Origin of the sequence: Enterobacter cloacae complex sp. FDA-CDC-AR_0164 (assembly GCF_003071645.1) — a bacterium.
In the GTDB taxonomy this organism is placed as follows: Bacteria; Pseudomonadota; Gammaproteobacteria; order Enterobacterales; family Enterobacteriaceae; genus Enterobacter; species Enterobacter ludwigii.
On record NZ_CP028950.1, the window covers coordinates 4,757,078 to 4,778,401 of the forward strand.

Annotated in this window: 16 protein-coding genes; 9 read left to right on the forward strand and 7 right to left on the reverse strand. The window is 56.2% G+C overall.

The genetic code is table 11. The features are described from left to right. Nucleotides 1-85 precede the first annotated feature (85 nt). Together moeA and moeB are read left to right on the forward strand one after the other, a co-directional pair. On the forward strand, nt 86-1,318 hold the full coding sequence (gene moeA, locus AM410_RS23430; RefSeq protein ID WP_041162513.1) for a molybdopterin molybdotransferase MoeA: 1,233 nt from the start codon (nt 86-88) through the stop codon (nt 1,316-1,318). 1 nt (nt 1,319) lies between these two features. After that, entirely contained in the window at nt 1,320-2,072 is a 753-nt protein-coding gene (gene moeB, locus AM410_RS23435; RefSeq protein ID WP_073395809.1) for a molybdopterin-synthase adenylyltransferase MoeB, read from the forward strand. 40 nt (nt 2,073-2,112) lie between these two features. Here the strand turns inward: moeB and fsa are convergent, their stop codons facing one another. Beyond that, nucleotides 2,113-2,775, reverse strand: a complete 663-nt coding sequence (fsa, locus tag AM410_RS23440; RefSeq protein ID WP_073395807.1) for a fructose-6-phosphate aldolase — start codon at nt 2,773-2,775, stop codon at nt 2,113-2,115. 128 nt (nt 2,776-2,903) lie between these two features. Between fsa and AM410_RS23445 the strand changes: the two genes are divergently transcribed. From AM410_RS23445 to AM410_RS23460, 4 genes are all read left to right on the forward strand, one after another. Next, entirely contained in the window at nt 2,904-3,803 is a 900-nt protein-coding gene (locus AM410_RS23445) for a glycyl-radical enzyme activating protein (protein WP_108648535.1), read from the forward strand. Between the two features lie 4 nt (nt 3,804-3,807). After that, complete coding sequence (locus tag AM410_RS23450) at nt 3,808-6,240, forward strand: formate C-acetyltransferase/glycerol dehydratase family glycyl radical enzyme (protein ID WP_073395804.1); 2,433 nt, start codon at nt 3,808-3,810, stop codon at nt 6,238-6,240. A 161-nt stretch (nt 6,241-6,401) separates the two neighbouring features. Further along, nucleotides 6,402-7,217, forward strand: coding sequence for a Cof-type HAD-IIB family hydrolase (locus AM410_RS23455; protein ID WP_106503859.1), 816 nt, complete (start codon nt 6,402-6,404; stop codon nt 7,215-7,217). A 149-nt stretch (nt 7,218-7,366) separates the two neighbouring features. Next, nucleotides 7,367-8,623 carry a DUF1479 domain-containing protein gene (locus AM410_RS23460; protein WP_014169275.1) on the forward strand — a complete coding sequence of 419 codons (1,257 nt, stop codon included), beginning with the start codon at nt 7,367-7,369 and terminating at the stop codon, nt 8,621-8,623. Here AM410_RS23460 and AM410_RS23465 read toward each other — a convergent pair. Further along, a complete protein-coding gene (locus AM410_RS23465) occupies nt 8,620-9,693 on the reverse strand; it encodes a LacI family DNA-binding transcriptional regulator (RefSeq protein WP_025204616.1) in 1,074 nt (357 codons plus the stop codon). The genes AM410_RS23460 and AM410_RS23465 overlap by 4 nt on opposite strands. Before the next feature lie 287 nt (nt 9,694-9,980). Here AM410_RS23465 and AM410_RS23470 point away from each other — a divergent pair, with 287 nt between their 5' ends. Together AM410_RS23470 and AM410_RS23475 are read left to right on the forward strand one after the other, a co-directional pair. Further along, nucleotides 9,981-11,282 (forward strand): MFS transporter, encoded by a 1,302-nt coding sequence (locus AM410_RS23470; protein WP_020884899.1) that lies wholly within the window; start codon nt 9,981-9,983, stop codon nt 11,280-11,282. 17 nt (nt 11,283-11,299) lie between these two features. Further along, nucleotides 11,300-13,663: a glycoside hydrolase family 31 protein gene (locus tag AM410_RS23475; protein WP_063156229.1), complete on the forward strand. Its 2,364-nt coding sequence runs from the start codon at nt 11,300-11,302 to the stop codon at nt 13,661-13,663. Nucleotides 13,664-13,739: 76 nt separating this feature from the next. Here AM410_RS23475 and AM410_RS23480 read toward each other — a convergent pair whose 3' ends face one another. Continuing rightward, nucleotides 13,740-15,335: an ABC-F family ATPase gene (locus tag AM410_RS23480; protein WP_014169271.1), complete on the reverse strand. Its 1,596-nt coding sequence runs from the start codon at nt 15,333-15,335 to the stop codon at nt 13,740-13,742. A gap of 221 nt (nt 15,336-15,556) precedes the next feature. Here AM410_RS23480 and ldtB point away from each other — a divergent pair, with 221 nt between their 5' ends. Then, the gene (gene ldtB / locus AM410_RS23485; protein WP_025204618.1) at nt 15,557-16,477 is read left to right on the forward strand and encodes a L,D-transpeptidase; all 921 of its coding nucleotides are present in this window, start codon (nt 15,557-15,559) and stop codon (nt 16,475-16,477) included. A gap of 70 nt (nt 16,478-16,547) precedes the next feature. Here ldtB and AM410_RS23490 read toward each other — a convergent pair whose 3' ends face one another. The 4 genes from AM410_RS23490 to AM410_RS23505 all read right to left on the reverse strand — a co-directional run bounded on the left by AM410_RS23490 (nt 16,548) and on the right by AM410_RS23505 (nt 21,218). Then, nucleotides 16,548-17,264, reverse strand: a complete 717-nt coding sequence (locus AM410_RS23490) for a GntR family transcriptional regulator (protein ID WP_108648539.1) — start codon at nt 17,262-17,264, stop codon at nt 16,548-16,550. A gap of 15 nt (nt 17,265-17,279) precedes the next feature. Continuing rightward, nucleotides 17,280-18,602 (reverse strand): PTS sugar transporter subunit IIC, encoded by a 1,323-nt coding sequence (locus tag AM410_RS23495; protein ID WP_108648541.1) that lies wholly within the window; start codon nt 18,600-18,602, stop codon nt 17,280-17,282. A 51-nt stretch (nt 18,603-18,653) separates the two neighbouring features. Then, the gene (locus tag AM410_RS23500) at nt 18,654-20,030 is read right to left on the reverse strand and encodes a glycoside hydrolase family 1 protein (protein WP_073395798.1); all 1,377 of its coding nucleotides are present in this window, start codon (nt 20,028-20,030) and stop codon (nt 18,654-18,656) included. Nucleotides 20,031-20,177: 147 nt separating this feature from the next. Beyond that, nucleotides 20,178-21,218 carry an aldo/keto reductase gene (locus AM410_RS23505; protein WP_014169266.1) on the reverse strand — a complete coding sequence of 347 codons (1,041 nt, stop codon included), beginning with the start codon at nt 21,216-21,218 and terminating at the stop codon, nt 20,178-20,180. Nucleotides 21,219-21,324 lie beyond the last annotated feature (106 nt).

Below are 21,324 nucleotides of genomic sequence, written 5' to 3' on the forward strand. Positions count from 1 at the left end.
AAAGCGTACACCCATCGGGTCATACAGTTAGTGGCACTTTTCTGCCATAATGGACGCTTTCGTCGTTACTCCGCAGGAGCCCACCATGGATTTTACCGCCGGACTGATGCCGCTTGAGGCGGCACTCACGCAGATGCTTGACCGAATTTCCCCCCTGCACGACCACGAGACGCTGCCATTGGTGCGCTGTTTTGGTCGTATTGCCGCGCGCGATATCGTCTCTCCGCTTAACGTGCCTGGGTTCGATAACTCCGCAATGGACGGCTACGCGGTACGCCTGGCGGATATCCGGACGGATACGGCGCTGCCTGTGGCAGGGAAAGCATTTGCCGGTCAGCCGTTTAACGGTGAGTGGCCTGCGGGTACCTGCGTACGCATCATGACCGGTGCCCCCGTACCGCCAGGCTGCGAAGCGGTGGTGATGCAGGAAGAGACCGAACAAACGGAAGCGGGCATCCGCTTCACCGCGAGTGTTAAAGCGGGACAGAATATCCGTCGTACCGGTGAAGACATCACGCGTGGCGCAACGGTATTTGCCGCCGGGCAGAAACTGACGGTGGGCGAACTGCCGGTGCTGGCCTCGCTCGGCATCGCAGAAATTGACGTTATCCGCAAGGTACGCGTGGCGGTCTTTTCCACCGGCGATGAACTCCAGCTTCCGGGCCAGCCACTGCAGGACGGCCAGATTTACGACACTAACCGCCTCGCGGTACACCTGATGCTTGAACAGCTGGGGTGTGAGGTCATTAACCTTGGCATCATTGCGGATGATCCGGAGAAACTGCGCGCCGCGTTTATTGAAGCGGACCAGTCTGCGGACGTGGTAATTAGCTCCGGCGGCGTTTCCGTAGGTGAAGCGGATTACACCAAAACCATTCTTGAAGAGCTGGGGGAGATCGGCTTCTGGAAACTGGCCATCAAGCCGGGCAAACCGTTCGCGTTTGGTCAGCTGAAACACAGCTGGTTCTGCGGCCTGCCGGGTAACCCGGTTTCCGCCGCCCTGACCTTCTACCAGCTGGTCATTCCGCTGCTGGCAAAACTGTCTGGTAACCAGGCCCACCCGCTGCCGGTTCGCCAGCGCGTACGTGCGGCGACGCGCCTGAAGAAATCACCGGGCCGTCTTGATTTCCAGCGCGGTATTCTGACGCGCAACGCTGAAGGCGAGCTGGAAGTGAGCACCACCGGACACCAGGGCTCACACATCTTCAGCTCGTTCAGCCAGGGCAACTGCTTTATCGTTCTCGAGCGTGAACGCGGCAGCGTGGAGCCGGGTGAATGGGTTGAGGTGGAAAGCTTTAACCACCTCTTCGGAGGCTAACATGACGGCTGAACTCAGTGACCAGGAGATGATGCGCTATAACCGCCAGATTGTTCTGCGCGGTTTTGATTTCGACGGCCAGGAAGCGCTTAAGGCAGCACGGGTGCTGGTCGTGGGGCTGGGGGGGCTGGGCTGCGCTGCGGCCCAGTACCTGGCCGCGGCGGGGGTGGGCAATATGACGCTGCTGGATTTTGATACCGTGTCGGTGACAAACCTTCAGCGCCAGACGCTGCACAGCGACGCGACCCTCGGCCAGCCAAAAGTGGAATCGGCCCGCGCGGCGCTGGCGCGCATCAATCCTCACGTGAAGTTCACCCTGATTGACGCCCTGCTGGATGATGAGGCGCTGTCGGCACAGATAGCACGACACGATCTGGTGCTGGACTGCACCGATAACGTCACCATTCGCAATCAGTTGAATGCAGGATGTTTTGCCCACAAAACGCCGCTGGTCTCCGGTGCCGCCATTCGCATGGAAGGCCAAATCAGCGTCTTTACCTACGCCGGGGGCGAACCGTGCTATCGCTGCCTGAGCCGTCTGTTTGGCGAGAACGCCCTCACCTGCGTGGAGGCGGGCGTCATGGCTCCGTTAGTCGGCGTTATAGGTTCGTTGCAGGCTATGGAAGCGATCAAAGTGCTGGCGCATTACGGGACGCCTGCCGCGGGGAAAATCGTGATGTATGACGCGATGACCTGCCAGTTCCGCGAGATGAAACTGATGCGCAACCCCGGCTGTGAGGTCTGCGGACGCTAAATGGTAGCCGGGCAAGCGTTAGCATAACCCGGCAACCGTATCAGAGCGTCGTTCTGCCAAACGCCCCTTGCCAGTCCTGCTCAAACTTCACTATCGCCGCATCCACCGCAGGCGAAGTAATAAACTGCTGAGCAACATCCAGCGGCAGGGTGATGGATTCACAACCTGCCAGCAGGCAGTCCAGTGCCTGACGCGGCGTTTTGAAGCTCGCGGCCAGCACTTTTGACTGCTGGGCATGCAGCGTCAGAAGCTGCTGCAGTTCAACCACCGTCTGGATCCCGTCCCCGCCCTGCGCGTCCACGCGGTTAACGTAAGGGGCAACATACTCAGCGCCCGCCAGCGCGGACAGCATCCCTTGTGCTGCACCGTACACCGCCGTACCCAGCGTCGGGATCCCTTCCGCTTTCAGCATTTTGATCGCCGCCAGACCTTCCGCCGTTACCGGCACTTTTACCACCAGGTCGTTGATAATGGTGCGCAGTTTACGCGCCTCTTCCACCATCCCTTCAGCGGTGGTCGCCATGACCTGCGCGAACAGGCGACCTTTCCCGCCGAGCGCATCCTGCAGCGCCGGTAGCAGCGCCTCGAGCGGCGTTTTCCCTGCCGCCACGATACTGGGGTTCGTGGTCACGCCCGCCAGCGGGAAGATACGCGCCAGCCGTTTCACTGCCGCGACGTCGGAAGTATCGAGATAAAGTTCCATGATGTAACCCTCAAATTTAGCCTGCACTTACCCTATCACGACAAAACCTGCTCAGGAGTTGACCTGCATCAAGATAACTTTCATTCGAAAGTAATTTAATCTTCATATGCAAGATGAGAGGCGAAAACATGATCTTCAATATTCAGCGTTACTCTACCCACGATGGCCCCGGTATTCGTACCGTGGTGTTCCTGAAAGGCTGCTCGCTGGGCTGTCGCTGGTGCCAGAATCCGGAAAGCCGCTCCCGCCACCGGGATGTGCTCTTTGACGCACGGCTGTGCCTGGAAGGCTGCGACCTGTGCCAGAAAGCGGCGCCGGGCATTATCGATCGTGCGCTGAATGGGCTGGTTATCCACCGTGAAAAGCTTAACGAAGAGACTCTCGACGCCCTCACCGACTGCTGCCCGACGCAGGCGCTCACCGTCTGTGGGGAAGAAAAACAGGTTGAAGAGATTATGTCCACCGTACTGCGCGACAAACCGTTCTATGACCGCAGCGGCGGCGGGATAACCCTGTCCGGCGGTGAACCGTTTATGAATCCCGATCTGGCTCATGCCCTGTTTAAAGCCAGCCATGAGCAAGGCATACATACCGCCGTGGAAACCTGTCTCCACGTGCCATGGCATTATATTGCACCCTCATTACCGTATGTCGATCTGTTCCTGGCGGACCTGAAACACGTTGATGGCAGGGCGTTCAAACAGTGGACCGACGGTTCCGCCAAACGGATCCTTGATAACCTGAAACGCCTGGCCGCCGCCGGGAAACAGGTCACCATCCGCGTACCGCTGATTCAGGGCTTCAACGCCGATGAAGCGTCGATTACCGCCATCACTAACTTTGCCGCAGACGAACTCAACGTCCGCGAGATCCATTTTCTGCCGTACCACACGCTGGGCATGAACAAATATACCCTGCTCGGCCAACCCTACTCTGCCCCTGATAAACCGCTGGATGATCCTGCGCTTCTGGACTTCGCACAGCAGTACGCCTGCCAGAAAGGGTTAACCGCGACCTTACGAGGATAAACTTATGACGACCCTGAATCTCAGCACCCTTAGCGAGCGCATAAAAGCACACAAAACGGCCCTCGTGCATATCGTGAAGCCGCCGGTCTGTACCGAGCGCGCCCTGCATTACACCGAGATGTACCAACAGCATATGGACAAGCCGATCCCGGTGCGTCGCGCGCTGGCGCTGGCGCATCACCTCGCGCAGCGCACCATCTGGATAAAACACGATGAGCTCATCATCGGTAACCAGGCCAGTGAAGTCCGCGCCGCGCCAATTTTCCCGGAATACACCGTCTCGTGGATTGAAAAAGAGATTGACGATCTGGCGGACCGTCCGGGCGCAGGCTTTGCGGTGAGCGAAGAAAACAAGCGCGTATTGCATGAGATCTGCCCATGGTGGCGCGGCCAGACGGTGCAGGATCGCTGCTACGGCATGTTCACCGACGAGCAAAAAGGGCTGCTGGAAACCGGCATTATCAAAGCGGAAGGTAACATGACCTCCGGCGACGCACACCTGGCGGTTAACTTCCCGCTGCTGCTGGAGAAAGGCCTCGATGGTCTGCGCGACAAAGTGGCCGAGCGTCGTTCGCGTATCAACCTGACGGTGCTCGACGACCTTCACGGGGAACAGTTCCTGAAAGCGATCGATATTGTGCTGGAAGCGGTCAGCCTGCACATCGAACGTTTCGCCGCGCTGGCGCGTGAAATGGCGGCAACCGAATCCCGTGAAAGCCGTCGCGACGAGCTGCTGGCGATGGCAGAAAACTGTGATGTAATCGCCCATCAGCCGCCAACAACCTTCTGGCAGGCGCTGCAGCTGTGCTACTTCATTCAGCTGATTCTGCAGATTGAGTCCAACGGCCACTCCGTCTCGTTTGCCCGCATGGACCAGTACCTCTATCCGTACTACCGCCGCGACGTGGAGCTGAACCAGAGCCTCGACCGCGAACATGCCATCGAACTGCTGCACAGCTGCTGGCTGAAGCTGCTGGAAGTGAACAAAATCCGCTCCGGTTCGCACTCCAAAGCTTCAGCGGGTAGCCCGCTGTATCAGAACGTCACCATCGGTGGACAGACGCTGATCAACGGTGAGCCTATGGACGCAGTCAATCCGCTCAGCTACGCGATTCTGGAATCCTGCGGTCGCCTGCGCTCCACGCAGCCAAACCTGAGCGTGCGTTATCATGCGGGCATGAGCAATGACTTCCTCGACGCCTGCGTGCAGGTGATCCGCTGCGGCTTTGGTATGCCCGCGTTCAACAACGATGAGATTGTTATTCCGGAATTCATCAAGCTCGGCGTCGAAAAAGAGGATGCCTATGACTATGCCGCGATTGGCTGCATCGAAACCGCAGTGGGTGGCAAATGGGGTTATCGCTGCACCGGCATGAGCTTTATCAACTTCGCCCGCGTGATGCTGGCAGCGCTGGAAGGCGGCCGCGATGCCACCAGCGGTAAGGTATTCCTGCCACAGGAGAAAGCACTCTCTGCCGGTAACTTCGATAACTTCGAAGAGGTGATGGCGGCGTGGGATACCCAGATCCGCTACTACACCCGCAAATCTATCGAGATTGAGTATGTGGTAGACACGATGCTGGAAGAGAACGTCCCCGATATTCTCTGCTCAGCGCTGGTGGATGACTGTATAGAACGCGCGAAAAGCATCAAACAAGGCGGCGCGAAGTATGACTGGGTGTCAGGCCTGCAGGTGGGTATTGCTAACCTGGGCAACAGCCTGGCCGCGGTGAAAAAACTGGTCTTCGAACAGGGTACGATAGGTCAGCAACAGCTGGCCGCCGCTCTGGCCGATGATTTCGACGGGCTGACCCACGAGCAGCTGCGTCAGCGGCTGATCAACGGCGCGCCAAAATACGGTAACGATGACGACAGCGTGGATATGCTGCTGACCCGTGCCTACGAAACCTATATCGCCGAGCTGAAGCTGTACCATAACCCGCGCTATGGCCGTGGTCCGATTGGCGGTAACTACTATGCCGGCACGTCATCTATCTCCGCGAACGTGCCGTTTGGCGCGGCAACGATGGCAACCCCGGATGGACGTAAGGCGCATACTCCGCTGGCAGAAGGAGCCAGCCCGGCCTCCGGTACTGACCACCTCGGCCCGACGGCGGTGATCGGCTCTGTCGGCAAACTGCCAACCGAAGCGATCCTCGGCGGGGTACTGTTAAACCAGAAGCTCAACCCATCGACGCTGGAAAATGACAGTGACCGTCAGAAACTGATGGTGCTTCTGCGTACCTTCTTTGAAGTGCACAAGGGCTGGCATATTCAGTACAACATCGTTTCGCGTGAAACGCTGCTGGAAGCGAAAAAACACCCGGACCAGTATCGTGACCTGGTGGTGCGCGTCGCAGGGTACTCCGCGTTCTTTACCGCCCTGTCGCCGGATGCGCAGGACGATATTATTGCGCGTACCGAGCACACGCTTTAACTCTCTTCAGACTTATGCCCTCTCCCATCAAGGAGAGGGAACCTGTCTTTAAGCGGCAATTTCGGTTGCCGCTTTGCTTTGACTTTCGAATGAAATTAAATTTGTGCTCTCCGTCACCTTGTTATTAGAATGTTTCAAACGCAGTGACTCAGGAGCACAGTATGACCGTAAAAGTTATCGTCACCGATATGGACGGAACTTTCCTTGATGATGCCAAGCAGTACGACCGCGACCGCTTTCAGGCACAGTTTGAGCAGCTTAAAGCCCGTGATATTGAATTTGTTGTCGCCAGCGGCAACCAGTATTACCAGCTCATCTCCTTCTTCCCGGAACTGAAAGATCAGATCTCCTTCGTGGCGGAAAATGGCGCGCTGGTGTTCGATCACGGTGAGCAGATTTTTCACGGTGAACTGACCCGCCATGAGTCGCAAATTGTTATTGGCGAGTTGCTGAAAGACAACGCGCTCAACTTTGTGGCCTGTGGGCTGGAGAGCGCCTACGTCAGCGATCGGGCGCCGGACGCGTTTGTGGCGCTCATGTCAAAGCACTACCACCGCTTAAAACGCATCCGTGATTACCGCGAAATTGACGACGTGCTGTTCAAATTCTCCCTGAATTTGCCGGACAGCGATATCCCGAATCTTGTCGACAAACTGCACGTCTCCCTCGACGGGATTATGAAACCCGTCACCAGCGGTTTTGGGTTTGTCGATTTGATTATCCCGGGCCTGCACAAAGCCAACGGCATTAGCCGTCTGCTGAAGCGCTGGAAAATCTCCCCACAGGCGTGCGTGGCCATCGGGGACAGCGGCAACGATGCGGAAATGCTGAAGCTGGTGAAATACAATTTTGCCATGGGCAACGCGGCGCAGAGCATTAAAACGATCTGCCGCTACAGCACGGATGACAACAACCACCAGGGCGCACTGAATGTGATTCAGGCCGTGCTTGACGACCACTCCCCGTTCGACGCGTAATCTCTCTCTTGCCGGAGCACTGCTCCGGCACCTCACTCTTTTTCCATCCTGTGGCACACGTCAAACATTTAAACTTGCATTAACTAATTTTTAACTTAAAGTATCACTTGTAGATATTTTTACTTTCGAATGAAAGATACGAGGCAGTTATGACGTTTACCAGTGAAAGTTTGCCTGCGGACCATAAAGCAGCGATTCGTCAGTTGAAGCGTGAATTACGTGCGCAGATCGGAGACGTTCAGGCGGTATTCGACACGCTCAGCGATAAAATCGCGACCCGCGTGGCGGAAATTAATGCCCTGAAGAACAAAGGTGAAACCGTCTGGCCGGTTATCCCGTTTGCAGATGTGAAAAACGGGACGATCACCCAGGCACAGCGTGACGCGGTCAAACGCCGTGGCTGCGCGGTGATTAAAGGTCACTTCCCCCGCGAGCAGGCGCTGGCGTGGGATCAATCGATGCTCGACTACCTCGATCTCAACCGGTTTGATGAGGTCTATAAAGGTCCGGGCGATAACTTCTTTGGTACCTTAACCGCCTCACGTCCGGAAATTTACCCTATCTACTGGTCGCAGGCGCAAATGCAGGCTCGCCAGAGTGAAGAGATGGCGCAGGTACAGTCGTTCCTGAACCGTTTATGGACATTCGAGAGTAATGGCAAACAGTGGTTCGATCCGGACGTCAGCGTCATTTATCCGGACCGTATTCGTCGTCGCCCACCGGGTACCACCTCTAAAGGGCTGGGCGCGCATACCGATTCCGGCGCGCTGGAGCGCTGGCTGCTGCCGGCCTATCAGCAGGTCTTTGCCCGCGTTTTTGACGGCAACGTGGATAAATACGATCCGTGGAACGCCGCACACCGTACCGAAGTGGAAGAGTACACCGTGGATAACACCACAAAATGTTCTGTATTCCGCACCTTCCAGGGCTGGACGGCGCTGTCAGATATGATCCCGGGTCAGGGGCTGCTGCATGTGGTGCCTATTCCGGAAGCGATGGCCTACATTCTGCTGCGTCCGCTGCTGGATGATGTCCCGGAAGATGAACTCTGCGGCGTCGCGCCGGGACGTGTCCTGCCGGTCTCCGAGAAATGGCATCCGCTGCTAATCGAAGCGCTGAGCAGCATTCCTGCACTGGAAGCAGGCGATTCCGTGTGGTGGCACTGTGACGTCATCCACTCCGTTGCACCGGTGGAAAATCAGCAAGGCTGGGGCAACGTGATGTATATCCCTGCCGCCCCGATGTGCGAGAAAAACCTCGCCTATGCGAAAAAAGTGAAAGCAGCGCTGGAAACAGGTGCATCGCCGGGCGATTTCCCGCGCGAAGATTATGAAAAAAACTGGCAGGACCGCTTTACCGTGAACGATCTGAATATTCACGGCAAGCGTGCACTGGGCATGGCTTAACTGTCGTATAACCCTTCCCGCTCCACGGCGGTGCGTCGTTTCCCCTGACGTATCCGCCGGACAGATCCCCGCACGGCCAGCGTGCCGTTAAGCAATAACGTTCCCACCGGCGCATCCGGGCGCATCAGCCGTTGCTGAAGCATATGCACCGCTTCGGTTCCCAGTTCATCGCGCGGTACGTGCACCGCCGTGAGCGGAACATCCTGAATGGCCGCCAGATTAAACCCGTCAATGCTCATCACCGAGATATCCTGCGGCACGCGCAAGCCCTGTTTTTGCAGCGCACTGATGGTGCCCGCCGCCATAAAATCGCCGCCGACCAAAAATGCGGTGGGCAGATCCTTACCCTGCATTTGACGGAGCCAGGAGGTGACCAGCTCTTCCGTTTCGCGCGCGCTGAAGCTCGGAGCCACCAGCAGATCGCGTTTATCGTTGAATTTCAGGTTGTGAGATTGCCACGCATCGCGGATCCCGGCCAGACGCAGTTCCATGGTGTAACGCCGCAGGCAGAGGACATTCATCACCTCACGGTGTCCCATTTCAAACAGATAGTCCGCGGCCCGCTCACCTATCGAGCGGTGGTCCGGTGCCACTGCAGGCAGGCGCATATGCCGGTCGCGGCAGTTAATCAGCATGCAGGGTTTACCCACATCCACCGCCAGATCGTGGATATGCGGATCGTCGATACCGAGAAGAATAGCGGCCTGTGTCTCCGGCTCGTTCATCCGTGCCAGAAAAAGCTGTGCGTCGCTGTCATTCTCTTCCAGCGCGCAATAACGCAGACGGACATCGTGGGAAGCAAGGCCTTTACTCACGCTCTGGATCACCCGGTAGTAAAAGATGTCGGACCGCTCGTCAAAGGCGCGCTGTGGCGCAAAAACCACCAGGCTGTTGAGCAGCAGACGCCCCGCCGCCAGACCGTCCATCACCCCCAGCTCCCGCGCGCAGGCCAGCACCCTGGCGCGCGCTTTTTCACTGGTGTTCGCTTTTCCTGCCAGCACCCGCGACACGGTGCTGATGGAGAGCTGCGTGCGGGCGGCAATTTCGGTGATTTTTAGCCTTTTGTCCATTTTGTGATCTGGCTCCATTTGCGAAATGAAAAAATTTTCATAGCGTACTCATCAGGCAGTAACGGGCATGAAAAGCATCATGCCAGATGATTTATGTCATTGATGAGAAATTTTGCACAAAATCCACTATTGCCCGCTCATTTTCTCCCTTAAGGTGAATTTGTCACACCACTTCCATACTAGTTGTATAGCAACTTCTGAATTAAAACGGATAGAAATCAAAGCCATAAAAATCTGTGTGACACCTGAACCTCCGTCCCCTTACCGTCCGTCTTGTGGAGAGTAAAATGAGTCAGGACATCAATAACACCGTTGCGACAAGCAAAACCCGTCGCGTCATTAAGAACCTGCGCTGGTATGTGCTGGTGCTGTTCTTACTGGGCGTCACCGTTAACTACATCACCCGAAACTCGCTGGGTATTCTCGCCCCTGAGTTGAAAGAGAGCCTTGGGATCACCACCGAGCAATACTCCTGGATCGTCGGGGCATTTCAGATTGCCTACACCATTTTCCAGCCTCTGTGCGGCTGGTTGATCGACGTGATTGGTCTGAAGATTGGCTTTATGGTCTGCGCCGGGATCTGGGCGCTGATGTGTATTTTCCACGCCGGGGCGGGCAGCTGGCTGCACCTGGCTATTCTGCGCTTCTTTATGGGTGCTTCTGAAGCGGCCGCCACGCCGGCGAATGCGAAAACCATTGGCGAGTGGTTCCCAAAATCGGAACGTCCTGTCGCGGCCGGTTGGGCGGGCGTAGGGTTCTCCATTGGCGCGATGCTGGCACCGCCCATCATCTACTTTGCCCACGCCTCGTTTGGCTGGCAGGGCGCGTTTATGTTTACCGGCGTGCTGGCGCTGCTGTGGGTGATCCTCTGGTGGGCTTTTTACCACAACCCGGAACAGCATCCGAACCTGAGCAAGGACGAGCTGGCGTTTATCAAGCAGGATAACGAACCGCCTGCGGTAAAACTGCCCTTCCTCACCGCGCTGAAAAATGTCTCCAAAAATAAGCGCTTCTACGGTATCGCCCTTCCGGCGTTTATGGCCGAACCGGCCTGGGCCGTGCTGAGCTTCTGGGTTCCGCTGTATCTCGCCAAAGAGCACGGCATGGATTTGAAGCAGATTGCGATGTTTGCCTGGCTGCCGTTCCTTGCCGCGGACCTCGGCAGCGTGGCAAGCGGCTACCTCACCCGTCTGTATGCCCGACTGTTCGGCTGCAGCCGTGTGAACTCGGTGGTGGCCAGCTCCGTCACCGGCGCATTCCTGATGATCTCCCTGGCCGTCGTGGCCATTACCCGCGACCCGTATATCACCATCGTGCTGATCTCCATCGGCGGTTTCGGGCATCAGATCATCTCCTGCATGCTCAGCGCCCTGGTCGTGGAGTCATTTGATAAAGGTCAGATGGCGACCGTTAACGGCATGCGCGGCTCGGCGGCCTGGATCGCCAGCTTCCTGTTCTCCCTGTTAATTGGGGTGACCGCCGACAAAATCGGCTTTAACCCGCTCTTTATTGCCATGGGGTTCTTTGACCTGATTGGCGCTGTTTTCCTGGTGGCATTTATTGCTGAACGTCGCGCCAAGCGCGCCTGATAGTGGATGTATTGCATATGAAAACCCTGAAAAACTGGACCGTTGATAAGCAGTCGGCAAATCATCTGGAACTGCTGGTCGATAACCAGCACCGTCTGTGCCTGTATGTGCTGGAAGAAAATCTGTTCCGCGTGCTGATTAAACGCAAAGGTGAGCTGACGCTGGATCGCACCTGGAGCATCGCCCCGCAACAAGATGTGCCGTGGGAAGGTCGCCGCCGCGACGATCTGAGTGGTTTCACCTGCCCCGCCTGGACGCTAACGCAACAGGACGACGTGCTGACGGTTGCTACCGAACAGCTGCGTGTGACCGTGCATCAGCCGCTGTGGCTGGAGTGGCACTACCGCAATGAGGCGGGTGAGTGGCAGCCGCTGGTCAACGACCGTCCAACCAGTGCCTATCTGCTGAATGCCCATGGCGACGGTGCGGCGCACTACCTGAGCCGCCGCAAGGATGAACGCTTCTACGGTCTGGGTGAGAAAGCCGGCGATCTGCAGCGTAACGGTAAACGCTACGAGATGCGCAACCTCGATGCAATGGGCTACAACGCGGCCAGCACCGATCCTCTGTACAAACATATTCCGTTCACCCTCACCCGTCGCGATGACGTGAGCTACGGTCTCTTCTACGACAACCTGAGCAGCTGCTGGCTGGATCTGGGCAACGAGATTGACAACTATCACACCGCCTATCGTCGCTGGCAGGCGGAAGCGGGCGACATCGATTACTACCTGTTCACGGGAAAACGGGCGCTGGACGTGACTAAAGCTTTCGTGCGTCTGACCGGGAAAACGCTCTTCGGGCCGAAATGGAGCCTGGGCTACAGCGGTTCGACCATGCATTACACCGACGCGCCGGATGCGCAGAACCAGCTGATGAACTTTATTCGTCTGTGCGAAGAACATGCTATTCCCTGCGACTCATTCCAGCTCTCTTCGGGCTATACCTCGATCAACGGCAAGCGCTACGTCTTTAACTGGAACCACGACAAGGTGCCGCAGCCGAAGGTGATGACCCAGGCTTTCCACGACGCGGGGTTAAAGCTGGCGGCCAACATCAAGCCATGCCTCCTGCAGGATCACCCGCGCTATAACGAAGTTGCGGAAAACGGGTTGTTCATCCGCGATTCAGAAACCGACGCGCCAGAACGCTCCAGTTTCTGGGATGACGAAGGTTCTCACCTGGATTTTACCAACCCACAGACGGTGAAATGGTGGCAGGAAGGGGTAACCACGCAGCTGCTTGAGATGGGGATTGACTCCACCTGGAACGACAACAACGAATATGAAGTGTGGGATGGCGAAGCCCGCTGCCACGGCTTTGGCAAGGAAATCGCGATCAAGCACATTCGCCCGGTGATGCCGCTGCTGATGATGCGTGCCTCGCTGGAAGCGCAGCAGCGTTTTGCCCCGGAAAAACGTCCGTATCTCATTTCCCGCTCCGGCTGCGCGGGCATGCAACGTTACGTCCAGACCTGGAGCGGCGATAACCGTACCAGCTGGGACACCCTGCGCTATAACACCCGCATGGGTCTGGGAATGAGCCTGTCCGGGCTGTTTAATGTGGGTCATGATGTCGGTGGTTTTTCCGGCGACAAACCCGACGCTGAACTGTTCGTACGCTGGGTGCAAAACGGCGTGATGCATCCGCGCTTTACTATTCACTCATGGAATGATGACCACACCGTTAACGAGCCGTGGATGTATCCGGGCGTGACGCCGGCTATTCGTGGTGCCATTGAATTACGCTATCGTCTGCTGCCGTACCTTTATACCCTGCTCTGGCAGGCGCATGCTGACGACGAACCGATGCTACGCCCGACCTTCCTCGACCACGAACACGATGCGCAGACGTTTGAGGAGAACGATGATTTCCTGCTGGGTCGCGACCTGCTGGTGGCCAGCGTGGTGGAGGCCGGGCAGCGCGAGCGACGCGTCTGGCTGCCGGATAACGAAACGGGCTGGTACGATTTTTACACCCACGAGTGGTTCGCTGGCGGGCAGTGGATCGTACGTGATGCGCCGCTGGAGAAATTGCCGCTGCTGGTACGTGCCGGTGCGGGTCTGCCGCTCAGCGAACGCATTACGCATGTCAGCGCGGAAAAAGACACTACCCGTGAGCTGAAACTGTTCCCGGTGAAAGGCGTCGGTTCAACCGCGGGCCTGCTGTTTGAAGACGATGGTGAAAGCTGGGGCTATCAGAACGGCAATGCGCTGTGGGTGGAATGGGACATGGCATGCGACGGTGCCACCATCAACCTGAAGGTCAGTGCGCGGGGAGATTATCGTCCGGCGTGGAAAGCGCTGAAGATATCGTTACCGGCCGGGGAAAAACGCACGCTGCTGGTGAATGGTATTGAAGGGAGTGAATGGGTGGTCTAGTACAGCCTGATGCCCTCTCCCTGTGGGAGCGGGCATCAAACACAGGCCCGGTAGGCGTAGCGCCACCGGGCTTTTTTTAACTCTCGATACCTTTACTGCGCAGGTAATCTTCGTAGTTACCGGTGAAGTCCACCACGCGCTCAGGCGTAATTTCGATCACGCGGGTCGCCAGCGAGCTGACGAATTCACGGTCGTGAGAGACGAAGATCAGGGTCCCCTGATACATCTCCAGCGCCATGTTCAGCGATTCGATAGATTCCATATCCAGGTGGTTAGTCGGTTCATCCATCACCAGGATATTGGGTTTTTCCATCATCAGCTTACCGAACAGCATGCGCCCTTTTTCACCACCGGAAAGCACTTTAGCAGGCTTCTTGATGTCGTCCTGGCTGAACAGCAGACGACCCAGAATGCTGCGCACCGCCTGCTCGTCATCGCCTTCCTGCTTCCACTGGCTCATCCAGTCGAAGACGGTCAGGTCGTTTTCGAACTCGTATTCATGGTCCTGTGCGTAGTAACCAATCTGCGCGTTTTCAGACCACTTCACGGTACCGTTATCCGGCTGCAGTTCGCCGACCAGGGTTTTCAGCAGGGTGGATTTACCCACGCCGTTGGCACCCAGAATGGCAATCTTCTCGCCCACTTCCAGCAGCAGGTTAAAGTTTTTAAACAGCGGACCGTTTTCAAAACCTTTAGCCAGGGCTTCCACTTCCAGCGCATTACGGAACAGTTTCTTGTCCTGCTCGAAGCGGATGAATGGGTTCTGACGGCTGGACGCTTTCACTTCATCAAGCTTGATCTTGTCAATCTGACGCGCACGAGAGGTCGCCTGGCGAGATTTAGAGGCGTTCGCGCTGAAGCGGCTGACGAAAGACTGCAGATCAGCAATCTGGGCTTTCTTCTTGGCGTTATCCGCCAGCAGACGTTCACGCGCCTGCGTGGCTGCCGTCATGTACTCGTCGTAGTTGCCCGGATAAACGCGCAGCTCGCCGTAGTCCAGGTCCGCCATGTGTGTACACACCATGTTCAGGAAGTGACGGTCGTGCGAGATGATGATCATGGTGCTGTCGCGATCGTTCAGCGTCTGCTCCAGCCAGCGGATGGTGTCGATGTCCAGGTTGTTCGTTGGTTCGTCGAGCAGCAGGATATCCGGATTGGAGAACAGCGCCTGCGCCAGCAGAACACGCAGTTTCCAGCCTGGCGCAACCTCGCTCATCGGGCCGTAATGTTGTTCTACCGGAATACCCACACCCAGCAGCAGCTCGCCCGCACGCGCTTCCGCAGAGTAGCCATCCATTTCGCCGTACAGCACTTCGAGATCGGCCACTTTGTAGCCATCTTCTTCGCTCATCTCCGCCAGAGCGTAGATGCGATCGCGCTCCTGCTTCACTTCCCACAGCTCCGCGTGTCCCATGATAACGGTGTCAAGGACGGTGAACTCTTCAAAGGCGAACTGATCCTGACGCAGCTTACCGATGCGCTCGTTTGGATCGAGCGAAACGTTGCCCAGCGTCGGCTCTAAATCACCGCCGAGGATTTTCATAAAAGTAGATTTACCGCTACCGTTGGCGCCAATCAGGCCGTAACGGTTGCCGCCGCCAAATTTGACGGAAATGTTTTCGAACAGCGGCTTACTGCCAAACTGCATAGTGACGTTGCTGGTAACTAACACGGGGAGATTCCTGCGAAAAGTGTGATAAACACGGCATTATGCCACAATTCCGAATTGAGATCCCGCGTTGCGGCAATCCGCTAAACTTTAACAAAATCGAAAAAAATGTGATTTCGTACACATCTGAATTCCCTGTTAGCGGGAATGCACATATAATGCGCTCCCATCAAGATTCAGACTTATCAACTCATCGCCGGAATGGCTTAGATACCTCGCACAACATGAACATGAAATTAACAACGCTTTTTGCGGCGGCGTTAGCCGTAGTAGGTTTTTGCAAAACCGCTTCTGCGGTGACTTATCCGCTGCCGACAGACGGTAGCCGTCTGGTTGGTCAAAACCAGGTGGTCACGGTGCCTGAAGGTAACGCTCAGCCACTGGAATATTTCGCGGCGCAGTACCAGTTGGGCCTGTCTAACATGCTGGAAGCGAATCCGGGTGTTGACCCGTATCTGCCTAAAGCCGGTACCGTGCTGAACATTCCTCAGCAGCTGATCCTGCCGGATACCGTCCATGAAGGTATCGTCATCAACAGCGCGGAAATGCGTCTGTATTACTACCCGAAAGGCACCAACACGGTTATCGTGCTGCCAATCGGTATCGGCCAGTTGGGTAAAGACACCCCAATGAACTGGACGACCAAAGTTGAGCGTAAGAAAGCAGGCCCAACCTGGACGCCAACCGCCAAAATGCACGCAGAGTACATCGCTGCGGGTGAACCCCTGCCAGCTGTTGTACCGGCAGGCCCGGATAACCCAATGGGTCTGTACGCGCTGTACATTGGCCGTCTGTACGCGATTCACGGGACCAACGCCAACTTCGGTATCGGCCTGCGCGTAAGCCACGGCTGCGTACGTCTGCGTAACGAAGACATCAAATTCCTGTTCGAAAACGTGCCGGTCGGTACCCGCGTCCAGTTCATCAACGAACCGGTTAAAGCGACGTCTGAGCCGGATGGCAGCCGTTACATTGAAGTACATAACCCGCTGTCCACCAGCGAAGACCAGATCAACAACAACGAAATCGTTCCGGTTACGCTGAACAGCGCGGTGCAGTCCGTGACCTCTCAGCCGGATGTAGAGACAGCGATTGTTGACCAGGCCGTTCAGAACCGTTCTGGTATGCCAGTGCGTCTGAACTGACCCTCTGCCCGGTGGCGCTTTGCTGACCGGGTCTGAGAATAAAAAAGCGGGCTCTGATGCCCGCTTTTTTTTATCCGTTATTGACGATAACTATCCCACCATGGTCGTAACGGTAGTGACAGTGGGCATACTCAAGCGGTGTGCCATCCTCCAGATAGATAACCTGCTCCACCTCCAGCACCGGATCGGTCTGCTCGCAGATAAGGTGTTGCATATCCAGCGCGTTCGGTTTTAGCGCCCGCACCACCCGGTACGACCCCATAATTTTCAGCCCCAGCGTCTCCTGCACGTAGCGGAACACGGAGCCTTCAAGATGGCTTTTATTCAGACCGGGCACCAGATTAAGCGGCATTACGGTGGAGTCCAGCGACATCGGCTCACCGTTGAGCAGACGCAGACGAACAAAGTCATAGACAGGCGCATCGGCGTTAATCATCAGCGAGGCCTGCTCCGTCTCGTTCGGAAAGCGCAACTCGAAATGGACCACGACGCTGGAAACGGTGCCCAGATGCTCCCAGGTTTTTGTTGCGCCGAAGTAGTCGCTGCCGGAAAGATCCCACTGCGAGAGTTGCAGGAAATTTTTGCGGATAAACGTCCCCTGCCCCTGACGGGTATAGATCAGCCCTTCCACAATTAACTGGCGTATGGCCTGCTGTATGGTCATCCGGCTGGTGCTGAACTCCGCCGCCAGGGCAAACTGGTCCGGGAGCGGTTCGTTGGCGGCGTATTGCTGGCTAATAATGCGTTTCTTAATTTCCCGCGCTATGGTGATGTACTTCGCCGCCATCGTCCTTCCTTTCTGTTAGTTTTCTGTCCCGCTGTTTTTTAATGCCACTCTCTCGGCAATTTTGAGGAAAGGCAGGTAGAAGAATACACCAAATACAATGATTGCCAACTGCACGACCACGGCGCGCCAGTCCCCTGCCGTTGCCAGCCAGGCGCTCAGAATGGGCGGGGTTGTCCACGGGATCATAACCACACAGCGTGACATTAACCCCAGGGTAGTACAGAGCCACGCAAACCAGATACCTATGGCAGGTAGCAGCACAAAGGGGATCATCAGCGGCAGGTTGAACACAATCGGCAGGCCAAAAATGACCGGCTCGTTGATGTTAAACAGACCCGGCGCCAGCGACAAACGGGCCACCTGTTTCGCCGATTTTTGCCGTGAGAAGACGAAAATGGCAATCAACAGGGAAATCGTGCTGCCGGTGCCCCCCACCATACCAAAGGTCGGTACAAAGATATTATTGATGATATGTGGGACAGGCTGACCGTTGGCAAAGGCCAGCATATTCTCGTTGGTGTTGATCAGCAGAAACGGCTCCAGCACCACGCTGTTAACCACCGACTGATGGATCCCAAGCGTGAACAGGAAGTTACCAAAGCTATAGATAAAAATCGTGCCCGGCAGGCTGGTATTGATCAGGCGCAGCGGCTGTTGAATAAAAGTGGTGATCAGATGGATGAGATCCGTGTGCAACACGTTCGCCAGAAGCGCGGCCAGTATGGCAAACAGGGAAAGCGTCAGGATCGTCGGGATCAGCGCGGTAAACGATTTGCTGACCGCCGGCGGTACATTTTCACCTAAAGAAATGTGCAGCGCTTTCAGACGAGAAATGGCGATAAACAGTTCCGTTGAGAGCAGACCAATCAGCACCCCGGCAAAAATGCCGGTTGAGCCAATATTGGAGAACGTCAGCACCTGCGTGACGTTCACCGTGGCGTCGCTGCCGACGGGCGTGAGCTGTAAGCGCATCGGCATCATAATGATAAAACTGCTGATGGCGATAACCACTGCCGAGACCGGGTTGTCGAAGTCTTTGTTGCGTGCCAGCGACCAGGCAATCATCGGTGCCAGCAACAGCGCGGCGATATTCAGCGTACCGTTAATAATCGCCTCGCCCCACACCTTAAAATGCGCCAGCGTGTCGCCTTCAAAAATCCATGGAAATACCACGTTATTCACCAGCACCGCCAGACCGGCAAGGATGAAAATGGGCATGACCGTGGCGAAGGCATCGCGCAGGGAACGCAGGTGCACCTGGTTTGCCAGGCGCGCCGAGAACTCAACAAATCTGTCGACAAAAGACTGCATATGCGGTGTTATTTTTGTTTCAGACATAGCGGATATTTCCCTTCAATCAGTCACAAAAACGGCCCGGCAGCGTACGGCTTACATCTCGCGTCCGTTGGTATGGATAACCTGTTTCAACCATGCGTAGCTCTTCTTCGGTACGCGCTTTAAGTCTTTCAGGTCGTGGTTTTCACGGTTCACATAGACCACGCCGTAACGCTTACGCATGTCTCCCTGTGAACTCAGAATGTCGATTAAGCCCCAGCCGAGGTAACCGATCACCTCTGCGCCATCCTCAAATATGGCTTGTTTCATCGCCTCGATATGCGCCCGGTGGTAGTCAATACGGTAGGTATCTTCAATCGGATTCACACCGTCCCAGGACTCGATCACCCCAATACCGTTTTCAATCGGGAATACCGGCATACGCCAGTCGTTGTAATAGCGGGTGATGATGGTGCGAAAGCCCAGCGGATCAATCTGCCAGTTCCATTCGGTCGCTTTCAGGTACGGGTTATTTTTATCACCGTGCAGAAGGTAATCGTTGACCGGCGTTCCTTCGGGGATCGCATCGCTGTCGAGGGTTTTACTGGCGTAGTAGCTGAAGGCCATATAGTCGTTCTTGGTACGCGCCAGCAGCGCAAGATCCTCAGCGCGGTAGATATCCGCAAAACCTTGCTGTTCAACGACCGCCATCACCGCCGGGCTGTAACCCTGGCCGGCAAAGACGCGCAGCAGGTTCTGGTTGAGGAATTCGTCATACTGCTGGGCGCAGAAGATATCACGCGGTTTACAGGTCGCCGGATAGACCAGTTGGTGCGCCAGCATACCGCCCATCAGCTGGCCCGGACGGGTCTGGTGCAGGTATTCGGTCAGGGTCATATGCGCGACCATGGTGTGGTGCTGCAGTTCATACAGCTCGCGCAGGGTTTTCTCGCCTTTCATATAGCCCGAGATCCGGAAGGCTTCCGGCATGTGGAAGATGTTCTGCTCGTTAAACGTCAGCCAGTACTTCACCCGGTCGCCGTAACAGTCGATCATCTTTTTGCCGTAGCGGATAAACGCGTCCATCACACGGCGATCGTTAAAGCCGTTGTACTCCTGCGCCAGCGCCAGCGGCATATCGAAGTGGTAGAGGCAGATCATCGGCTCAATGCCGCGGGCAATTAAATCGTTAATAAAGCGGTCATAAAAGGCGATACCTTCGTCGTTGAAGTCACCGTCGCCCTGTGGACATACGCGGCTCCAGGCGATCTGAAAGCGGTAGCAGTTCATGCCCAGATCCTGCATCAGGTCGAAATCTTCCCGATAGCGGTGGTAGGAATCGGTCGCGACTTTCCAGTCAGAAACGTTCTCCCCGGCTTCGCGAATGTCATATACCGACATTCCCTTTCCTCCCTCATTCCAGGCCCCTTCCGTCTGCATACTGGATACGGAATTGCCCCATAAAAAATTGGCTGGCAGAAATTGATTCATGATCGCTCCCTATATGACTAGTCATTTAAAATTTCATGACTAGTCATATAGGCGAAGACGAAAAATCAATCAAAGAGGAGGATCGTTTTTTGTGAGCAAGGCGGGAAAAAAACCCGGTCAGCGAAGCGAGACCGGGGGGAAGGACGGTTATTGTTGTGCGAGCTGATGACGACGATATTCACCCTGCCGCTCCAGCATCCAGCCCGGGTATTCGCGCGGCAGCGCGCTGACGGCATCAAGCTGTTTAAGCTCGTCTTCGCTTAAACGGATCCCGGTGGCGGCAATGTTGTCGTCCAGCTGGTCGACACGTTTGGCACCAATAATGACGCTGGTTACGGCCTTCTGATGCAGCAACCACGCCAGCGCAATTTGCGCCACAGAGACACCCTTGCGCTCGGCCAGGGTGCGCATCACATCCACGCAATCGAAAGCACGCTCTTTATTCACCGGCGGGAAGTCAAATTCCAGGCGGCGACCGCCGGATTCACTCTGCCCGTCACGGCCATATTTTCCGCTAAGCAGACCACCTGCCAGTGGGCTCCAGACCATCAACCCGACGCCTTCACTCTGCATCATCGGTATCAGTTCACGCTCCAGATCGCGCCCGGCGATGGTGTAATACGCCTGCAGCGAAGCAAAACGCGCCAGTCCAAGGCGTTCGGAAATGCCCAGCGCTTTGGCAATCTGCCACGCCGCCCAGTTAGAGACGCCGATATAACGCACGTGCCCATGCTGCACCAGGTTATCCAGCGCGTAGAGCATCTCTTCGACCGGGGTTGCCGGGTCAAAACCGTGGAGTTGATACAGATCGATATGATCGAGCTGCAGACGGCGCAGGCTCTCTTTGACGCTACTGATGATGTGATAGCGCGAACTGCCGCGGGAGTTCACCCCGGCCGTGCCCGTTTCGCCAAACACTTTGGTGGCAACCACCACGTTTTCGCGCGGAATTTTCAGGTTCTTCAGCGCCTGGCCGGTGATCTCCTCCGAGCGCCCTTCCGAATACACATCCGCGGTATCGATGAAATTAATTCCGGCATCCAGTGCACGGCCCACCAGCTGCTCGGCTTCACTTTGCTGCAGCTGACCAATCTTGCCCCACATGCCGCCTTCTCCGCCGAAGGTCATGGTGCCAAGGCACAGTTCAGACACAAACAGACCGGTATTGCCCAGTTTTTGATAACGCATAAGATAATCCTCGCATGTCGTTCGATGGGTACCCGATAGTTATACCCGCCCCATAGCCATCGCGAATGTGGTGTTCCTGTCCGTTTCTTGCCCAATCCTCTGAATC